Origin of the sequence: Paraburkholderia panacisoli, from assembly GCF_008369935.1 — a bacterium.
GTDB lineage: Bacteria > Pseudomonadota > Gammaproteobacteria > Burkholderiales > Burkholderiaceae > Paraburkholderia > Paraburkholderia panacisoli.
The window spans coordinates 1-16860 of record NZ_VTUZ01000088.1 but is presented as its reverse complement, the minus strand read 5'-3'; the positions used below and the strand labels follow the sequence as shown (position 1 = coordinate 16860).

General features: G+C 55.6%; 13 protein-coding genes, 4 pseudogenes and 1 other annotated feature. Of the genes and pseudogenes, 9 read left to right on the top strand and 8 right to left on the bottom strand.

Annotation, left to right across the window (positions count from 1 at the left end):
* Positions 1-216 (bottom strand): hypothetical protein (locus FVF58_RS52405; RefSeq protein ID WP_149676764.1); only part of this gene is annotated, 216 nt, incomplete at its 3' end.
* Positions 194-1093 carry a LysR family transcriptional regulator gene (locus tag FVF58_RS49480; RefSeq protein WP_149676763.1) on the bottom strand — a complete coding sequence of 300 codons (900 nt, stop codon included), beginning with the start codon at positions 1091-1093 and terminating at the stop codon, positions 194-196. The genes FVF58_RS49480 and FVF58_RS52405, both read right to left, overlap by 23 nt.
* An 830-nt stretch (positions 1094-1923) precedes the next feature.
* On the opposite strand from FVF58_RS49480, the gene FVF58_RS49470 reads away from it, so the two are divergent.
* The 9 genes and pseudogenes from FVF58_RS49470 to FVF58_RS49430 all read left to right on the top strand — a co-directional run bounded on the left by FVF58_RS49470 (position 1924) and on the right by FVF58_RS49430 (position 9986).
* Complete coding sequence (locus FVF58_RS49470; RefSeq protein WP_149676762.1) at positions 1924-2571, top strand: glutathione S-transferase family protein; 648 nt, start codon at positions 1924-1926, stop codon at positions 2569-2571.
* 229 nt (positions 2572-2800) lie between these two features.
* Positions 2801-3883, top strand: a complete 1083-nt coding sequence (locus FVF58_RS49465; RefSeq protein WP_149676761.1) for an amidohydrolase family protein — start codon at positions 2801-2803, stop codon at positions 3881-3883.
* Positions 3880-4293, top strand: a complete 414-nt coding sequence (locus tag FVF58_RS49460; RefSeq protein ID WP_149676760.1) for a metal-sulfur cluster assembly factor — start codon at positions 3880-3882, stop codon at positions 4291-4293. Before FVF58_RS49465 ends, FVF58_RS49460 begins: the two co-directional genes overlap by 4 nt.
* Positions 4294-5225: 932 nt before the next feature.
* Positions 5226-6527: an MFS transporter gene (locus tag FVF58_RS49455; RefSeq protein WP_149676759.1), complete on the top strand. Its 1302-nt coding sequence runs from the start codon at positions 5226-5228 to the stop codon at positions 6525-6527.
* 70 nt (positions 6528-6597) lie between these two features.
* Positions 6598-7341 (top strand): acyl-CoA dehydrogenase family protein, encoded by a 744-nt coding sequence (locus FVF58_RS49450; RefSeq protein ID WP_149676758.1) that lies wholly within the window; start codon positions 6598-6600, stop codon positions 7339-7341.
* Positions 7311-7751 carry an acyl-CoA dehydrogenase family protein gene (locus tag FVF58_RS49445; protein ID WP_149676757.1) on the top strand — a complete coding sequence of 147 codons (441 nt, stop codon included), beginning with the start codon at positions 7311-7313 and terminating at the stop codon, positions 7749-7751. Before FVF58_RS49450 ends, FVF58_RS49445 begins: the two co-directional genes overlap by 31 nt.
* Positions 7752-7864: 113 nt before the next feature.
* Positions 7865-8461 (top strand): annotated as a pseudogene (locus FVF58_RS49440) (thiolase family protein); the annotation flags it as partial.
* Position 8462: 1 nt separating this feature from the next.
* Positions 8463-8909: pseudogene (locus tag FVF58_RS49435) on the top strand (IS5 family transposase); the annotation flags it as partial.
* A gap of 177 nt (positions 8910-9086) precedes the next feature.
* The gene (locus FVF58_RS49430) at positions 9087-9986 is read left to right on the top strand and encodes a LysR substrate-binding domain-containing protein (RefSeq protein ID WP_149676756.1); all 900 of its coding nucleotides are present in this window, start codon (positions 9087-9089) and stop codon (positions 9984-9986) included.
* A gap of 52 nt (positions 9987-10038) precedes the next feature.
* Here the strand turns inward: FVF58_RS49430 and FVF58_RS49425 are convergent, their stop codons facing one another.
* From FVF58_RS49425 to FVF58_RS49400, 6 genes and pseudogenes are all read right to left on the bottom strand, one after another.
* Complete coding sequence (locus tag FVF58_RS49425) at positions 10039-10842, bottom strand: enoyl-CoA hydratase/isomerase family protein (RefSeq protein ID WP_149676755.1); 804 nt, start codon at positions 10840-10842, stop codon at positions 10039-10041.
* 57 nt (positions 10843-10899) lie between these two features.
* Positions 10900-11208 (bottom strand): annotated as a pseudogene (locus FVF58_RS49420) (integrase core domain-containing protein); the annotation flags it as partial.
* A 4-nt stretch (positions 11209-11212) separates the two neighbouring features.
* Positions 11213-12610, bottom strand: a complete 1398-nt coding sequence (locus tag FVF58_RS49415; RefSeq protein WP_149676754.1) for an IS30 family transposase — start codon at positions 12608-12610, stop codon at positions 11213-11215.
* 48 nt (positions 12611-12658) lie between these two features.
* Positions 12659-13587, bottom strand: a pseudogene (locus FVF58_RS49410) (IS3 family transposase); the annotation flags it as partial.
* Positions 13193-13309: a sequence feature (AL1L pseudoknot), on the bottom strand. It overlaps the preceding pseudogene by 117 nt.
* Before the next feature lie 70 nt (positions 13588-13657).
* Positions 13658-15021, bottom strand: a protein-coding gene (locus FVF58_RS49405; protein WP_149676753.1) for an IS3 family transposase whose coding sequence is annotated in 2 segments (ribosomal slippage) — positions 13658-14547 and positions 14547-15021 — 1365 coding nt in all. Because the reading frame shifts where the segments join, the coding sequence is not laid out codon by codon here.
* Between the two features lie 54 nt (positions 15022-15075).
* The gene (locus FVF58_RS49400) at positions 15076-15837 is read right to left on the bottom strand and encodes an SDR family NAD(P)-dependent oxidoreductase (RefSeq protein WP_149676752.1); all 762 of its coding nucleotides are present in this window, start codon (positions 15835-15837) and stop codon (positions 15076-15078) included.
* Positions 15838-16860: the final 1023 nt, after the last annotated feature.

The window sequence follows — 16860 nt, the reverse complement described above, 5'->3', positions numbered from 1 at the left end:
GGCAATCTTCTGGAGAGATTCCCCTTTCTGCCAGCGCTCCCACATCAGCGCCTTCTGCGTCTCGCTGTAATAAATCCGGCGTCGCTGTTTCATCTGCAACACTCCCACTGCTTGCGCAGTCTTCAGTGTGTTGCATCCACCGGTTGAATCCGCCGATACCTTGTAGACACGAGTTAAGCTTTCGCCAGATTGATTATTGAATGCCGTGATCTTCACGCGCCATCAGTTCTTCGACTTTTGAGAGAAAGAGTTTCAGGACTGGAGAGGAGTTCGACGCGCTGTAACCTATAACAAGGTTGATTGTCGGAGCGTCGCCTTGAACAGGCCGGCTTACCGCAGACCAGGGTAGCAGATTGCTCGCGTACTCCGGCATCAGCGCCAATCCACGCGCAGACGCCACCAGCGACACTGCCATCGCGAGATTGTTGACCCCGTGTTCAGGTGCGATATCCACCGCGTTCTGGAGTAAATAGCGCTCGATCACGTCGTGCAACACCGCAGCCCTGTTCGCAGCCGTGATGAACGTCCCATCGGCGAGTTCCGATGGATGAATCGCTGTTCGCGCGGTCAACCTGTGATCGCTCGGCATCAGCACAATAAGCTCCTCCTCGCTAACGGTCTGATATTCAAGATCGAACCCTGGCTCGGCGCGCAGAAACGCCACGTCGAGCCTTCCGCGAACAAGTGCTTCGGCAAGATCTGGGGAATAACCACCTGAAATCGTGACCTCGATATTCGGCAGTTCGTCTCGAAGAACCTGCATCACCCGCGGCAACCAGGTCATTTCATGCCCAGTCAGAAAGCCGAGGGCGAACACCTGTTTCGTCGGTTGCGCCGCGCGGCGCACGGCCTCCGTCGCTGTATCAACCTGCAAAAGCGCGAGGCGCGCATGATCGAGAAATCCGTGGCCCGATACAGTCAGTTCGACGCCGCGCGCACCGCGGGTAAACAGTTTCACGCCGAGTTCCTCTTCGAGATCACGAATCTGTCGGCTAAGCGAGGGTTGCGATATGTGCAGACGGCGTTCCGCGGCAACCGTCACACTGCCTTTCTCCGCAATGGCAACAAAATACCGTAAATGCCTAAGGTCCATGGACTCCCCGTCAATGTGCCATACCTGTTAGGCATGCCGCCCAGCTTACAAAGTCTTTCCGCTTTTTTCAATAGACGACTAGTGTAGTCAATAGCAAGTACGCAGGCCAAACTAGGTAGCAACACCGCTTTTTTCCGGATCTCGCTCACCGTCCATCCGGCGAAGTGTCGAATTTCATCATGGTTGACACTACATCTTCGGTCAGTGCAACGCAACACGACTGAGCCGACGAAACCGACGTTGAGGGAGATGAAAATGAGCGCGGAGAAGTCGTTACATTCGCTGGTCGAGAAATGGCTGGCGCCAATGTCATGGGCATCAATCCGGGTAATCCGCTTCAGCCGCATTCGCCCCAAAGGGAGTCGTTACGTGTGTGTCGAAGCGCGACGGCCGCACGGCTCAATCGCACTATGGTTTTTCCGGCACAAAGACGGGACATGGCGGGTGTTCCCGCCCGACGCCAAGCGACTTACCATAGACATGTACGTGAGTGCAAAGTGATTGTAGTTTTGGCAGACCAATTAAAGTGGACAGGTCGATTGAGTCATCAAGGGCCCCCCAGAACGTGCGAGTTAGGACGTGACACCAATGGGCTTGCGGGCGACTGAAACGCGGGCGCGGGTCTAGTCTGACGCCCAATCTCCCGGAAGCCGCGACGACCTGCAAGACCCAACGAGATAGTCGCGCCGACGCGGCTCGCAGAATCCGCACGATGCGGCCCATCACAGGTATGCAGCAGTAACTGGCAAAACAAAAAGGCGAAGCTCGCATTGTCAGATTGTCTGGCACACAAAGCCACCATCGGACCAACCAGGTAACGGGATCACAGAATGCCGAATGCAATACAAGTACTCTACGAATCAACGACGTCCCCTAACTCGCGCCGCGTACGCTTCTTCATCGCGGAAAAGGGTATTCATATTGACAGGAACCCTGTCGACCTCAGCGCGAAGGAGCAATTTTCCGAAGCCTACACGGCAGTCAACCCACGCAGCCAGGTGCCAACTCTCGCGCTGGCCGACGGCACCGTCATCACGGAAGTGCTCGCCATCTGGCGTTATCTGGAAGAGGTGTACCCCTCCGCCCCGTTGCTCGGGACGAACTCCAAGACCCAAGCACTCGTCACGATGTGGGAGCGCCGCGCTGAACTAGACGGCTTCGCGCCAGTAATGGAAGGTGTCCGCAACGTGATCGCCGGATTGAAAGGCCGAGCGTTGTCCGGACCACATGCCTATGAGCAGATCCCCGAACTAGTCGAGAGCAGCCGCCAGCGCGTCGCCAACTTCTTTGCAGACTTCAATGCGCGCCTTGCAACCGTTCCGTTTGTTGCCGGTGATGAGTTTTCCGCTGCTGACATCACGACGCTCGTTACGGTGGACTTCTCTGCGAATGCGCTGAAAATGTCGATCCCCGAGAAGCACAGCGCTTTTCGGCAGTGGTACGGCAGAGTGTCCAGCCGCCCTGGGGTGGGCGCATAACCCGAAATTTGCGAACGCTTGCCAGCTGATTCAGGCGTCACAACCACTATCTCGAAAAGAATGGACAGTTCGCCAATATTACAGTGACGGTGTGGCATCGAAGGGGCACAAACGTGCTGGGATGAACACTGCGAACACTTGGCGCCAAGCACGTCCGTGCCAATAGAAGCATCTAATTTTTCGTCGAAGCCGTTTTTTGGCCGACGAACTTACAAGGAGTTGCCCTAACATGATTGATGACGTATTCGTGGTTGATGCATCGGCGCACAGCTACAACCTTGCAGACGAGAACCACGCCGCAGGTCGATATTCGAAGGCGGTTGTTGACGCTTTCTACGGTGCTCACTATGGCCTATCCCCAGCGGGATATAGGCTTCCACAAGAGCATTACGCGCGCGACTGGACGCTTCCAGAAACTGCAAATATGCTATTCGTCGAAAGCGATTACGACTTCGCATGCCATCACGTGACCCCGATAAACGCATTCAAGGACGGCGGGTGCAGCGTTCAGAAGGCACGGGAGGCTCGCGAAAAGTGGCCCGGTCGCTTCCAGGTGTACGCAGGGGTGGATCCGGTCTTTCCGGAGCAGGCTCTTGATTCGCTAGAGCAACAGGCTGAAGAATTGAAGCCCGTCGGCATCAAACTTTATCCGAACAGCTACACAGCAGATAAAGTTGTCGGATGGCACATGGATGATCCCGAAATCGCCTTTCCAATTTTCCAGCGGGCCCTTGATCTGGGGATCAAGGCCATCGCTATCCATAAGGCCGTACCTCTCGGGCCTGTACCAATGGAACACTACCGGATGGACGACATCGACGCGGCCGCTGACGCATTTCCAGATTTGCAGTTTGAGGTCGTCCACGGTGGATTCGCGTTCATCGAGGAAACAGCGTTTCAACTCGCGCGATTTCCAAACGTCTGGGTGAACCTTGAAATCACAGCGAGTCTTGCCGTAGCTAAACCGGCCGCCTTCGAGAGAGTCATGGCAGGCCTCATCGCCCACGCCGGGGAAGGAGCGCTCGATCGAATAATGTGGGCGTCAGGAGCCAGCGTGTTGCATCCCGACCCGCCTTTGCGTTGGTTCTGGGAACGATTTCAGTTCTCGGAAGAAACGCGCGCACGCGAAGGCCTGCCGGAAATCACCGAGGCGATCAAGAGGAAGATTCTAGGCCTCAATTACCTTCGGATGCATGGGCTCGACGCAGAAGTGCTCGCAAAAAACATCGAGGGCGATGAGTTCTCAGTTGCGCGGTCTAAAGGTAAGCAGAGGCCCTACGAAAACACTTACGCAAAGGGGCTTACAGTATGACAGCCTTCTCGGAAGAAGACGTCATCTCTCGCCTGCACAAGGTAGTTGACCCTTGCAGCGCTGCTACCAAGGTTCCCCTGTCGATTGTTGAGATGGGAATGGTCGAGAGCGTAGAAATTGAATCTGGGCAGGTAACTATTGCCCTTCGCATGACATCACCGTTGTGCCACGCGTTGCCCTATTTCGAGATGGAAATAGCACGTGTGCTCGCGGACGTTTCTGGAATCGTCGGCGTTAGCTGCACTTTTGATCACGGTGGAAATTGGCAACCCGACCATATGACCGCTGGAGCGCAACGCAAATTAGCGGATCAACGTGAGTTCGTTAGGGACCGGGCGGATGGGAAAACTCACACGGGTTTTCGTGTGCTTAAACCAGTAGAAGCGGTCAAGTCTCTCAAAGTGATCTGACTGCGTCTGCGCGTTAGCCGACCGCGAGCGCTTACCAGCAAGTATGCCTGCTATGAGAGGCTTACCGATGGGAAAAAATTTCGCCGGTGACGGCTACGAAGCATAAAGCCCCCCGTCATGCTGCCTACCACGACAATGAGGCAGGGACTGGACCGTTATCGGCTAGGCAGATGCTGGCCGTTGACGGTTCTTATCAGCGGAGACTGGTCCGAAGGATATGGCAAGCAGGTCTCTGACCGGAGCTAAACGACTGCACTGCTTCTCCGGAAGTGATGGAGACGCCGGTGTTGTTGAAGAGAATCACTTCGCGGACCTCGGCCAGGCCGTCGATGGATGGCCAGATCTCGGTAGCACATTGCGCCTTTGAAATGTCGATTGAAGACCCGCGGCGGCCGACCGGCAGCGTTACCAAAGCTGCGATAGGCGAAGCGGTTGCTGCCAGCTTCGACATATTGTGCGAAAGGACATGATTTTTCCTGAATTCACATCGCGGCCGACAGCGTTGAAGGCGCTGTCGGCAAGGAAGCGACACGTATTAGCACTTCGCGTTTCTTAGTTTAACTGCTTGATCAACTGTGTCCCCCGGCCAGTTGCGCCTGTCTCGAGCAAGAGCCACGACCATGCACAAACACGTGCTAGAGGACCAGACCGACGTCTCCCACCATTTTCGGATTTTTATCCACTATCAGCGAAACGCGCGTGTTGCCGCACAAAAAATCAATCATACGGGAAAAAAAGTAGTTTGCGTCATGAGGCCCATCAAAACTACGATGCGTCCATCTGCCTAGTCGCGTGTGTAGCGTACGCCCTACGCTGCACAAGCAGTTGCAATTGAGAATCCTCCTTGGCTACCGGCTCGCCCATACTCGGGCACCGAATGTCATGGCTTATCTATTTGAATCTTCCACTATAAGAAATCTACGGAGACCGGCATGGATACCACCATCTCACCCAGTACTGAGGAAACCTTACCCCCGCTTACGCGGACGCAAAAGAAAGCCATCGTAGCTGCCACGCTCGGAACCGTTGTTGAGTTTACGGACTGGATCATTTACGCAGCGTTTGTTTCGCTTTTTTCTCGGCACTTCTTCCCGGCAGATAACGAGAAAGTCTCCTTGCTCTCCGCCTTTGCCGTGTTTGCAGTAGGTTTTGTGATGCGCCCCATTGGTGGAGCCGTACTCGGCGCGTATGCGGACAGACATGGTCGCAAGAGCGGCTTGACGCTGTCCGTTGTGCTGATGGCTGTAAGCTCGTTGCTTATCTCAGTCTGCCCTACCTACGCAACGATTGGTATTGCGGCGCCCATCATCCTTGTCCTGGCGCGCCTCCTGCAAGGCTTTGCCGCCGGCGGCGAAATTGGCTCTGCGTCGACGTTTCTGATTGAGTCCGCAACGACGGCCCGGCGTGGTTTCGCGGGCTCATGGCAGCACTTTGCCGTAAACGCCGGTGTGCTGGTCGCGGCACTAATCGGCTATCTGCTAACCTCGAATATCAGCGAACGCGGCATGATTGATTGGGGATGGCGCCTCGGATTCGCTATTGCCGGTCTAATGGGTATTGTCGCCCTCTGGTTACGTCTTTCCGTTTCGGAAACCGAAGTGTTTACGAAGAACGTTCTCGGCCATCAGCGGCGTAACCCATTTCTCGTTGTCGTACGGGAACACCGTCGCGCGGCTCTTCGAGTGGTTGGAATTGCCATGGCCGGTAACTTGTCGATATACCTTTGGATGGTTCTATTTCCGACATTTGTGCACTTGCGTACAGGCCTTCCACTTCGGCAAGGATTTATCGCTAGTGTCATCTCAATTTCTGTGTCGCTAGTCGCGATTCCTCTTTTGGGCGTCCTGTCCGACCGGATTGGCCGTAAGCCAATTTTGCTTGCCTTTGCTGGCGGATCAGCACTCTTTGCGTGGCCAAGCCTGCATTTCCTCTCGAACGACTTCTGGACAGCCACAGTCATTGTCACGATTGGCATGCTGCTTTCATCCGGCTTCACGGCCACCTGCGCAACGGTAATGGCTGAACAGTTCCCCGCAGAGGTTCGCTCGACAGGTGTAGCGTTGCCTTACGCAGTTTCTGCAACGCTTTTTGGCGGCACTCTACCCTACATCTTGACGTCTATGTCAAATGCCGGTCTGTCGAAATTCATTTGGATATATGTGGCGGCTGTGTGCATCGTTAGCTTCGCTGTTTACGCGGCGATGCCGGAAACGAAGGGAAGGTTTCTGGATTAAACAATCTATCAACTTACAAACAGTTTTTCTAGGTTAGTACACGGAAGGTTCCTTTTAAACTAAAGATCTGATGAACTTCGAATTAACAGACGACCAGGACATGTTCGTCTCGGCGGCCAAAAAACTGTCTCAGAGTCGACTCACACCAATCCTCCAACGCCACCCTCCGGATCGCGCACTTCCGAAGGAAGCGATGCCGGAGATTTATGGTGCCTTGGGCGACTTCGGCGTCACAGCCGCCCGTTTGCCAACCGAACATGGCGGCGCCGCCCTGTCCATGATTGACTACGGTCTCGTTATCGAGCAGTTACCGCCGGTAATCGCCCTTTCACTTATTTCTCACGATGGCTCGATTACCCGGTTGCATGCTGGCGCATCAGCGGAGCTTCGTGCAGCATATCTGCCCGATCTGATAGCAGGCAGGAAAATAGCGTGCACTGCCAATTCGGAGCCAGAGGCGGGTTCCGATTCAAATGCCATCCGGACCAGGCTTGAAGTTGAAGGGCCTGACGCGTACATCACCAGCCGCAAGTTGTGGATTAAGAACGCCTCCGTTTGCGACGTGATGATTGTTTCTTGCGCAGTCGGACTCGATGACGGCAATCGCCCGATCACCAGCCGCGTGCTGGTCGATCGCAGCCACGCCAATGTCGATATCAGCGAAATTCCTCTAACGGGCCTCAAACAGGGGCACCTCAGCGAAGTTGTCTTTGATAGAACGCGGGTGCCGTCCGCCAATATCATCGGCTCTCCGGGAGACGCTGGGAAATACATGACATTGGCGTGGAACGGCAATCGCCCATTACTCGGATGATGGCAGTAGGCATCGCTCAACGAGCACTGGATATTACCCGGGAGTACGTGGGAGTCAGGCAGCAATTTGGAAAGCATCTGCGAAATCACCAGTTGGTACAGCAGGACCTCGCCGACATCGAGACAGCCGTGATCAGTTCTCGCCTGATGTGTCTCTTCGCGCTTGGGTGTCTCGATCAAGGGGTCCGCGCGAACGGCACTTCGGCCATGGCCAAGCGTTTCGCCACAACGAATGCGCTGGGAGCCGTGGATCTGGCGATGCAGCTTCACGGTGCAATGGGAATTGCCGAAGAAGTTGGGCTTGATCAACTTTGGCGCGATGTCCGCGTGCTTCAGGTCCCTGATGGGACGGTGGGAATTCTTGCCCTTATTCAGGGCCGGGAACTCACTGGCGCGGCGGCATTTCGTTGATGGTTCCGATCTCGGATATGTGCCCACTGAGTCACGAGTTCGGGAGTCAGGAACTGCAGTTGAAACATCAGTGCCTACAGTAGATTTTTTTGATACCGGTAACGGAGGACATCATGCGTAAGGTAGTCATCGGCGGCGTTGGAATGACGCCATTTGGAAAATTTCTGGCACGTAATCTGAAGTCCTTGTCTGAGGAAGCAGTAGGCCTGGCGCTTAAGGATGCTCGGGCGACCGCGAACGACGTTGACCGGATTTTCTTCGGCAACGCTGCTGCCGGCGTAGTCACCGGTCAGGAAATGACTCGCGCGCAATCGTCACTGCGCAACACGGGCCTTGACGGAAAGCCAATGTATAACATTGAAAACGCATGCGCGTCGGGGAGTTCTGCACTCAACCTGGCGTGGCTTTCCATTGCGTCGGGTCAATCTGAAACGGCGCTGGTTGTCGGCATGGAGAAGCTGAGCCACGAAGATAAAGCAGTATCCTTTGGAGCGTTTGCAAGCGCCGTGGACCTTGAAGAACCGCTACCAGCGAACGTCACCACAGGAACGGGCTCCCTTTTCATGGATTTGTACGCAACCAAAGCCCGGAAATGGATGGACAAAACCGGCGTGACCGCTAGCGACTTCGCCCGAGTCGTTGTCAAGAGCCGTCACGCAGGCTCCTTGAATCCCCTCGCCCAGTTCCGCAAGGAGACGACCATTGAGGAAGCCAACGGACCGGCGCAAGCTCGGCAGCAAGCACCACCTCATCGTCGACGCGCAAGGCATCCCGCTCGCGGTCATCCTGACCGGCGCGAACCGCCACGACATTACCCAGCTTGATGCGCTGGTGGCCACAATTCCTCAGATTCGCGGCAAGCAGGGCCGTCCCCTGCGCAAGCCACGAATCGTTCAGGGCGACCGGGGCTACAGTTCCGAACCACATCGGCAGCGCCTGCGGGAACGCTGCATTACACCCGTGCTCGCAAAAATCGGCTCGTCCCATGGCAGCGGACTGGGCAGAGCGCGCTGGGTCGTCGAACGCTCGATTGCCTGGCTCCATTCCTTTAGACGCCTGAAGATTCGCTATGAACGATATGCCCACGTACACGAGGCCTTCCTCTCGCTTGCATGTTCGCTGATCTGCTGGAGCAGGTTAAAGCCATTCATTAACTAATTTCGCAACAGCTTCTTAATCTTGGTAGACATTTGACGTCCTCCTCGCCCTCAGTCTGAGGGCGAGGAGGACGTCAATGCGGGCTCAATTTCCATTCCTAAAAGCGGGACATTATCCGGACGACGGTTAGGTATACCTCCCGCGGCACCACGTGCAAAGCCGTGCTAACATTTTGTTATGCGAATCCTACCGTCACTTAACGCGCTTCGAGCCTTCGAGGTAGTCGGCCGTCTCCTCAGTGTGCAACTCGCTGCAGATGAGTTGAATGTCACGCCGGCGGCGGTCAGCCGCCATATCAAGTTGCTCGAAGACCAGTTAGGAGTGGCATTGTTCGACCGTGGCCATCGCTCAATCTCGTTGACCCCAGTGGGTCACCGCTACCTCACAGACATCGCTCGGGCCTTCGAATCTATGACGGTCGCGACGATCAACCTGGTCGAGACCCGGCGCCGGAGGACACTAAAGATCCGTTCATACACTACCTTCTCGATGAATTGGCTTTTACCTCGTCTGTCGACGTTTCATCAGGAGAATCCCGACATCGAGGTGAGCCTCACGACGTCGGTGCAAGCCGTCGACTTCAACGCTGAGGACGTTGACGCAGCGATTAGACTCTCTCATGCGCCTTCTTCGGATGTCGGTTTCGATCGCCTGGTGCCCAATGAACTGACGCCAGTATGCAGTCCGGAATTCGCACAGGCACACCCCGAACTGAACGACGAAACGCCAGATAGTTTGAACAAAGTTCCGTTACTTCATTCGCTTGCGCGGCGAGATGACTGGGCAAAATGGCTCGACGCGGCTGGCGTCCATGGAGTGAACCCTCTTGGCGGCCTAAGCTATGAGAGTTCCATCCTCGCGTATGACGCGGCTGCTCGTGGCCACGGGGTTGCTATGGCGCAACAAGTGTTAGTCAGCGACGAGCTAGAGAAGGGAAAACTCGTCAGGCCCTTCTCGTTCATCCTGAGTGAAGGCTCGTTCACCTATTACCTGATTTATCCGAAAAGTCACTTACTCAACGCGGAATTCAGTCTGTTCCGCACGTGGCTGCTTTCGACCGGCTGCGGCGAATCATAACTGCGGCGCGCACAACCTGGCCGCAGTCATCTCTGATTGCGGCCGCTCCCGTCTAACGCCCTTTAAATTTAGGCTGGCGCTTTTCCGCGAACGCCTTCCGTCCTTCGATGCGATCCTCAGACTCTCTCATTGCACCCCACGCTAACTCCGTAAATTCGATGGCTTGAGTCAATGGCACATTACTGCTGGTTTCGGCGATTTTCTTGATCATTTGGACAGCCAGTGGACCGTTAGCGGCAATGGAGGCACCCAACTCAAGGGCCTTCTCCATTAAAGAATCAGGTTCGTACACATCCGTGATAAGTCCAACACGCTCGGCGTACACTGCGTCGATCTTGCTCCCAGTCATCAGCATTTTCATCGCGACGGCTGAGGGGACGGCTTTCTGGAGAGCCTGAATACCGCATACCGCTGGGATGCTTGCGACCACGGCCTCTGGCAATCCGAAGATGGCATTACTCGCTGCAATGCGGAGGTCACATTGCAGAGCTAGCTCGAGCCCCCCACCAAGACAGTAGCCATTGATTGCACCGATGTTAGGTTTGAATATTTTCAGAGAACTGAGGTCAATTTGTCTGACGTAGATCCCTTCCGCTGCCGCGCGGTCAATCGATTTAACAAACGATGAACTGAAGCTGCTTGACGGAGGTAGCGTATTCTTTAGATCTGCACCGACGCAAAACGATTTTTTTCCCGCTCCGGTCAAGACAATAACGCGTACGTTATCGTCATCGCGGGCCGCAGCAAGAACCGCACGCAGTTCTTTCAGGCTTTCCAGATCAAGTGCATTAAGTGCCTCTGGACGGTCCAAGGTAACGCTCGCTACGTATTCTGAAACGGTGTAATGAATGGTCATATAGGATTCCCTCAGACGCTCGGTGAACCGCCCCGGGAATCGTGGAGGCTGGTTGGTTTAAGTTAATGCGGGTTCGGCGACCGGTGTTTCAAGTTGCCGATAGTAGTTTGCCTCAGCTTCAGCAGGCGGGATGTAGCCGAGGGGTTCCATCAATCGATAATGATTGAACCAGGCCACCCATTCCAGCGTCGCCAACTCGACGGACTCCCGTGTCTTCCAGGTGCGGCGATGAATCAGTTCGGCCTTGTACAAACCATTGATTGTCTCGGCCAGGGCGTTGTCGTAACTGTCGCCACGGCTACCAACCGAGGGCTCGATGCCCGCTTCGGCCAGTCGCTCGCTATAGCGAATGCTAACGTATTGGGCGGATTCAACCGGTCGTTGCAACACTAGATTGTTGAACAGATTTTAGGTACTCGTCCAGAGCTTCCGCAGGCGTCTTCCAGCCGAGTGTTTTCCGGGGCCTGGTATTCAAAGTGTTAGCAACGGCCTGAATCTCTCGAGCGCTCCACCGGGACAGGTCAGTGCCCTTTGGAAAGTATTGTCGTAGAAGGCCATTGGTGTTTTCGTTCGTACCGCGCTGCCATGGGCTGTGCGGGTCAGCGAAGAACACCTTCACGCCGGACTCGATAGTGAAACGGGCGTGATCGGACAGCTCCTTGCCACGATCCCAGGTCAACGACCGCCACAAATGGGCAGGCAGGTCGACTACGGTTTTCTTGAGCGCGTTGGCCATCGTAACCGCTCCGTAGCCAGCCAGCGCAGGCCCGTTTTTCGTGCGCGGAATTACCCCATAGCCTTTTTCTCGCGGTAAGTGCACGAGCATCGTGAAACGGCTTGATCTCTCCACCAGGGTCCCAATGGCGGATCGGTTCAGGCCAATAAGGAGATCACCCTCCCAATGGCCTGGCACAGCACGATCTTGGGCCTCTGCAGGCCGGCTGGAAATCATCACTTCCTCGCTGACGTGCGCCCACGCCTTGGCACGCGCTCTGGCCCGGGGGACGCGCAACGCGCGCCCGGTACGCAGACAGCCCACCAACTCGCGCTTGAGCGCGCCGCGCCCTTGTATATAAAGCGCTTGATAGATGGCTTCGTGAGAGATGCGCATAGATTCATCATCCGGGAAATCTACCTGCAATCGATTAGCGATTTGTTCAGGTGACCAGCCGGTGACCCACTTTCGGTCACCGCGATGTGGCTTATTTCGCCCCTTGAACGGTGCCTGCCTGGGCCCGGCAATTTGACGACCATCAGCGTCATGTACTTTGCCCTCCAGGCGCTCCTGTACGTATGGGCGCAGTCGCGCATTGGTCGCCAGCTTCGCTGGCTTTGGTCGTTTCGCGAACCGTTCCGCTTTCCACTGCGCGACCGAAGCACGATACTCGAGGCACCCACTACGGGTTGCCGCATTGCGCGTGAGTTCTCGTGAAACGGTTGATGGACTGCGTCCGATGCGGCGGGCGATCTCGCGCACCCCGAGGCCTTGGGCAGAAAGCAATGCTATCTCTTCACGCTCGGTGAACGACAAGTATCGACCAGCGATAGGTTTCGACATGAATAGTGGCATACCGCCACGATAGCGGAACCAGCGCGAGCCTACCGCTTGAGATACACCTATTGCCTCCGCTGCTTTTTCGCTTGTAATGCCAGTCGCGATCTGTTGCCAAAACAGACGTTCGATCTCATGTCCAAGCGAGGGAGCGCCCGGTGATGGCATCGCCGCTCGTCCCGTCAACCGATACACCTGCTTTGCACTTCGTATCATGCAACACCTCGTCGATTAAAGGTGTTGCAACGACCGGTTGAATCCGCCTTGCGAGCCTCTGTCGGAGTGATGTGTCAATGTTCCATCGCCGCCTGGGTGCCGCGCATAAAGTGCTTGTTCAAGTGCATCCAGAACGAAGTCTGTAGTCATCGACGAACTGACGCGCCAACCGACAATCCGTCGGGCGAACACGTCGATCACGAAGGCCACATAAAGCCAGCCCTGCCACGTCGAGACATAGGTGAAATCAGAAACCCAGAGCTGGTTTGGCCGGTCTGCCCTGAACTGCCGGTTGACCCGATCCAGCGGGCGCGCGGCCACCGCATCGGCAATGGTCGTGCGAACACGTTTGCCTCGCATCACGCCACGCAAACCCAGTTGCTTCATCAGCCGTTCGACAGTGCAGCGAGCCACCGCGATACGCTCCCGGTTCATCTGCTTCCAGACTTTATCCGCTCCGTAGACGCGCATGTTGGCTTGCCAGACACGCTGGATCTCCGGCCGCAGGCGTTCATCGCGTATCGCACGAGCGCAGCGGCGCGACGGATCGCGAAGCTGTGCAGCATGGCGCCGGTAGCCCGACGGGGCAATCCGCAAGACCTTGCAGATCGGCTCGACCCCGAAGGTGTCGCGATGCTGATCGATGAAGGCCTTCAGGACTTCAGGCGGCGGTCGAGCTCCGCCTGGGCGAAAAACGCACTCGCCAGTTTCAGAATCTCGTTGGCGCGGCGCAGTTCCTTGACTTCGCGCTCCAGCGCCTTAAGACGTTCGCGTTCCGCCGTGCTCACGCCCTCACGTTCACCGCTATCGACTTCATCTCTTTTGACCCACCCCAGCAATGTCTGGCTCGTGCAGCCGATCTTGGGGGCGATGGATTCGATCGCCGCCCACTGTGACGGATACTCGCCCCGATGCTCTTGCACCATGCGCACTGCGCGTTCCCGGACTTCAGTAGAAAATTTGTTCGACTTGTTCATGGCTCCATTTTCTCAAGAGTTGGAGCCTCCACCAAATTGAACTGACCCCCGAGAGTTGGACGTTGAAGCGTTAATTTTTTCCCGCTCGCATTCGATATTCCACGGGACTCAGTCCACCAAGTTTCGATTTGATGCGGTGCCGGTTGTAGTAGTCGATGTAGCCCTTCAGGCCTGCTTGTAATGCGTCGACGTCTTCGAAGTCCGTGAGATGGAAGTACTCGGCCTTCAGAGTGCCAAAGAAGCTCTCCATGGCCGCGTTATCGAAGCAATTTCCTTTTCTCGACATACTTTGCTTCATTCCGTAGCGCGCCAGTGCCGCTCGGTACGGTTGCATGCGATAGTGCCAACCCTGGTCTGAATGAAGCATCGGTGTAGCCGCATTCCCGCGTTTCTTGACAGCTTTCTTGAGCATGCCCATGACCATCGGGAAGTCGGGCCGATGGCTCGACTCGTAGGCAACAATTTCCCCATTGTAGAGGTCCATGACCGGAGAAAGGTACAGCTTTTTCCCCGCGACCCGGAACTCGGTCACATCGGTAACCCACTTCTCGTTTGGGCCCGACGCGGTGAATTCACGATTGAGCAGGTTCGGAGCGGCCTCGCCGACCTCGCCCTGGTACGACCGGAACTTCTTCCGGCGCACCCTCGACCTGATTCCCAATTCGTTCATGAGGCGCTGCACCTTCTTGTGATTGACTAGCTCGCCATCACTGCGGATAGTCAAGGTGATGCGACGATAGCCATACAAGCCGCGATGTGCAGCATAGACAGCCTGAATCTTCGCCTTGAGCCCACCATGCTGGTCTGGGGCGGACAACGTTTTGACCCGATAGTAGTACGTACTGCGTGGCAACCCCGCAGCCTGGAGAAGATCGGTCAAGGGGAATTCCTGCCTCAGTTCAAGCACTATTTTGGCTATTTCTGCCGCGCCAACTTCTTTGCTAGAACCAAGGCATTGAATTTTTTTAGGTACGCGACCTCCGCGCGTAACTGCTGATTCTCACGAAGCAGTTGGTCTGACTCCTCAGATCGCGGAGATTCCAACGACTGGTTCGAGGTCTTTTTCTTTGCTGGCACCGAAGCATCCTGTCCCGACGGGCGCATGCTCTTTAGCGAACGGAGCTCTCCCCGTGCTTTCTGTTGTTGCCACATCGTGATGCTGTGCGGATTGCCGATATTGTAAATGGCAGCCAGCTCTCGACGGGAAAGGTTCTCAGCCACGCCCCGGTGCACCACCTCAAGCTTGAACTCAACGGTGTAGGCACCACGCTGCCGGATGAGCCCAGCATTACCATGGTGACGATATGCCGCGACCCATCGCCTCACCATGCTTTCTGCAATACCGAATTTCGCCGCAAGGAGCTTATAGCCCCCTTTGCCAGCGAGGTACTCGCGAACCACCTTCTCCTTAAACTTTACATCGAATTTCCTCACGGAACCTCCAAGGTCGTGTCCAACTCTCGGGGGTCAGTTCAAATCCGGGGCGGTTCACGGCGACGATAGTGATCGACCACCACAGACATATAGTGTTTGACCGGTAATGTAGGACGATTCTTTCTGCGCGAAAAAAAGAACTGCCTGGGCAATGTCCTCGGGAGTTCCGATCCGCTTAGCGGGCACGGACTTCTTCAGGCGCTCCTGCAATTCGTCGTCAAATTTTCGGAAAAGCGGTGTGTCTACGATACCGGGAGCAATGGCATTCACAGTGATCCCGGCGCTTGCCCACTCCAGCGCCAGGCTGCGCGTCAGGCTAACGACACCCCCCTTGGCTGCTGAGTAGTTCGCTTGCCCGACACCACCCAGCCAAGCGCGTGAGGAAATGTTTACGATGCGGCCGTATTTCGCAGGGACCATGTGTCTCAGCACCGCCCGACAACACAAGAATTGTGATGTAAGATTGACCCTGATCACAGAATCCCAGTCATCGTCGCTCATTTTGGTTATGCGCTTGTCCTTTACGATCCCAGCATTGTTCACCAATATATCCACCTGACCAAGCCTATCCGCGATGGCATCGACCGCGTGGTCCACAGATTCGCTGCTGGTGACATCAACAGGCATGCCCAACACGTCCGCGCCAGCGTCAGAGAGAAACGTGGTTGCTTCATTCAAGGCTTCGCGATCCAGGTCAAACAGGACGATCCGTCGGCCTTGCCGCGCGAGCGCCGAAGCGATGCCAAGGCCGATGCCTTTCGCACCACCTGTTACGATCGCCACCTCTCCATCGCCAGAGAATGCTGATGAGTTCATGATTTTGTTAAAGTCAAAAGATGAGTGGAAGTAGAATCGGCGCATCACAGACTGACAGTCCGTGACCGCTTTTTCCGAACGAAGCGGAGAACGGACGGGCAACCAGCATCAACTTTGCCCGGCGCGGATTGCGCAGGACGCGCGGAAAAATCGCGAATAGAGTCGCGCCAAGGATGCATGCGAGCCAACGCATCATGCACATCTTTGTCCCCTCGAGCCAGCGTTCATGCGCAATTGTTCCGTTATTAGAGGAGGCAACAAAAGCCCTCCCCGGTTCAGATGCTATTACCCGGCTCGGGGGCGGGCAAATCACTTTTTCGTCGAGTTCGATTGACTTTCGCTTAAGTCAAATCCCATATTCCGTTGCCTTAGGGCAAAACATAACCTCAGACAACGCTCTCCAAGTCGAAACTTGTAGCTGTGGGCAATGATTATTCGAGTAAAGGGTGTATTCCTCAATAGACAGCACTTTTGGCCAGCCCGGTTGGGCTCTTTTGATGTGGGATTGGCCAGCTGAACAAAGGAAATTTCATTAACCGGTAATCACTTTCGTTCCCTACGCATCCAATCAGATGCCCACTGATTGACTTACATTCGCCTGATGTTCTGCAACGATTTCAAAAACTTGTAAGGCGGTTCGTCGCAAGCGACCAAATGACTCCGTCGCAACCGGGCGATTTTCTGTTCGTTTGAGCATCTATAGGTCCGCAGCTCGCGCGGCGCCGTCATGCTCGGCGGCAGATGAACCAGAAGTGGCCTCACTCGTTCGGACAGTCTTCTGAGATTTTTAAGTGGAACGCTCGGGGCGGTCATGCTGCCAATTTGATCGCGGGCAGCGTCGCGAAGTATGCCTCATCCGGCGTTCGGTCTTCCAGACTCGAATGAGGTCGTCTCTGGTTATACAAGCCGTCAACACAACGCCCATATCATCGAGTCAAGGGAAGTTCTCTATCGCTGGCACCCGTGGTACGGGCACACGGTATGGATTTTCACCACGATAGAGAGGAAGAACGCCGAGTCAGT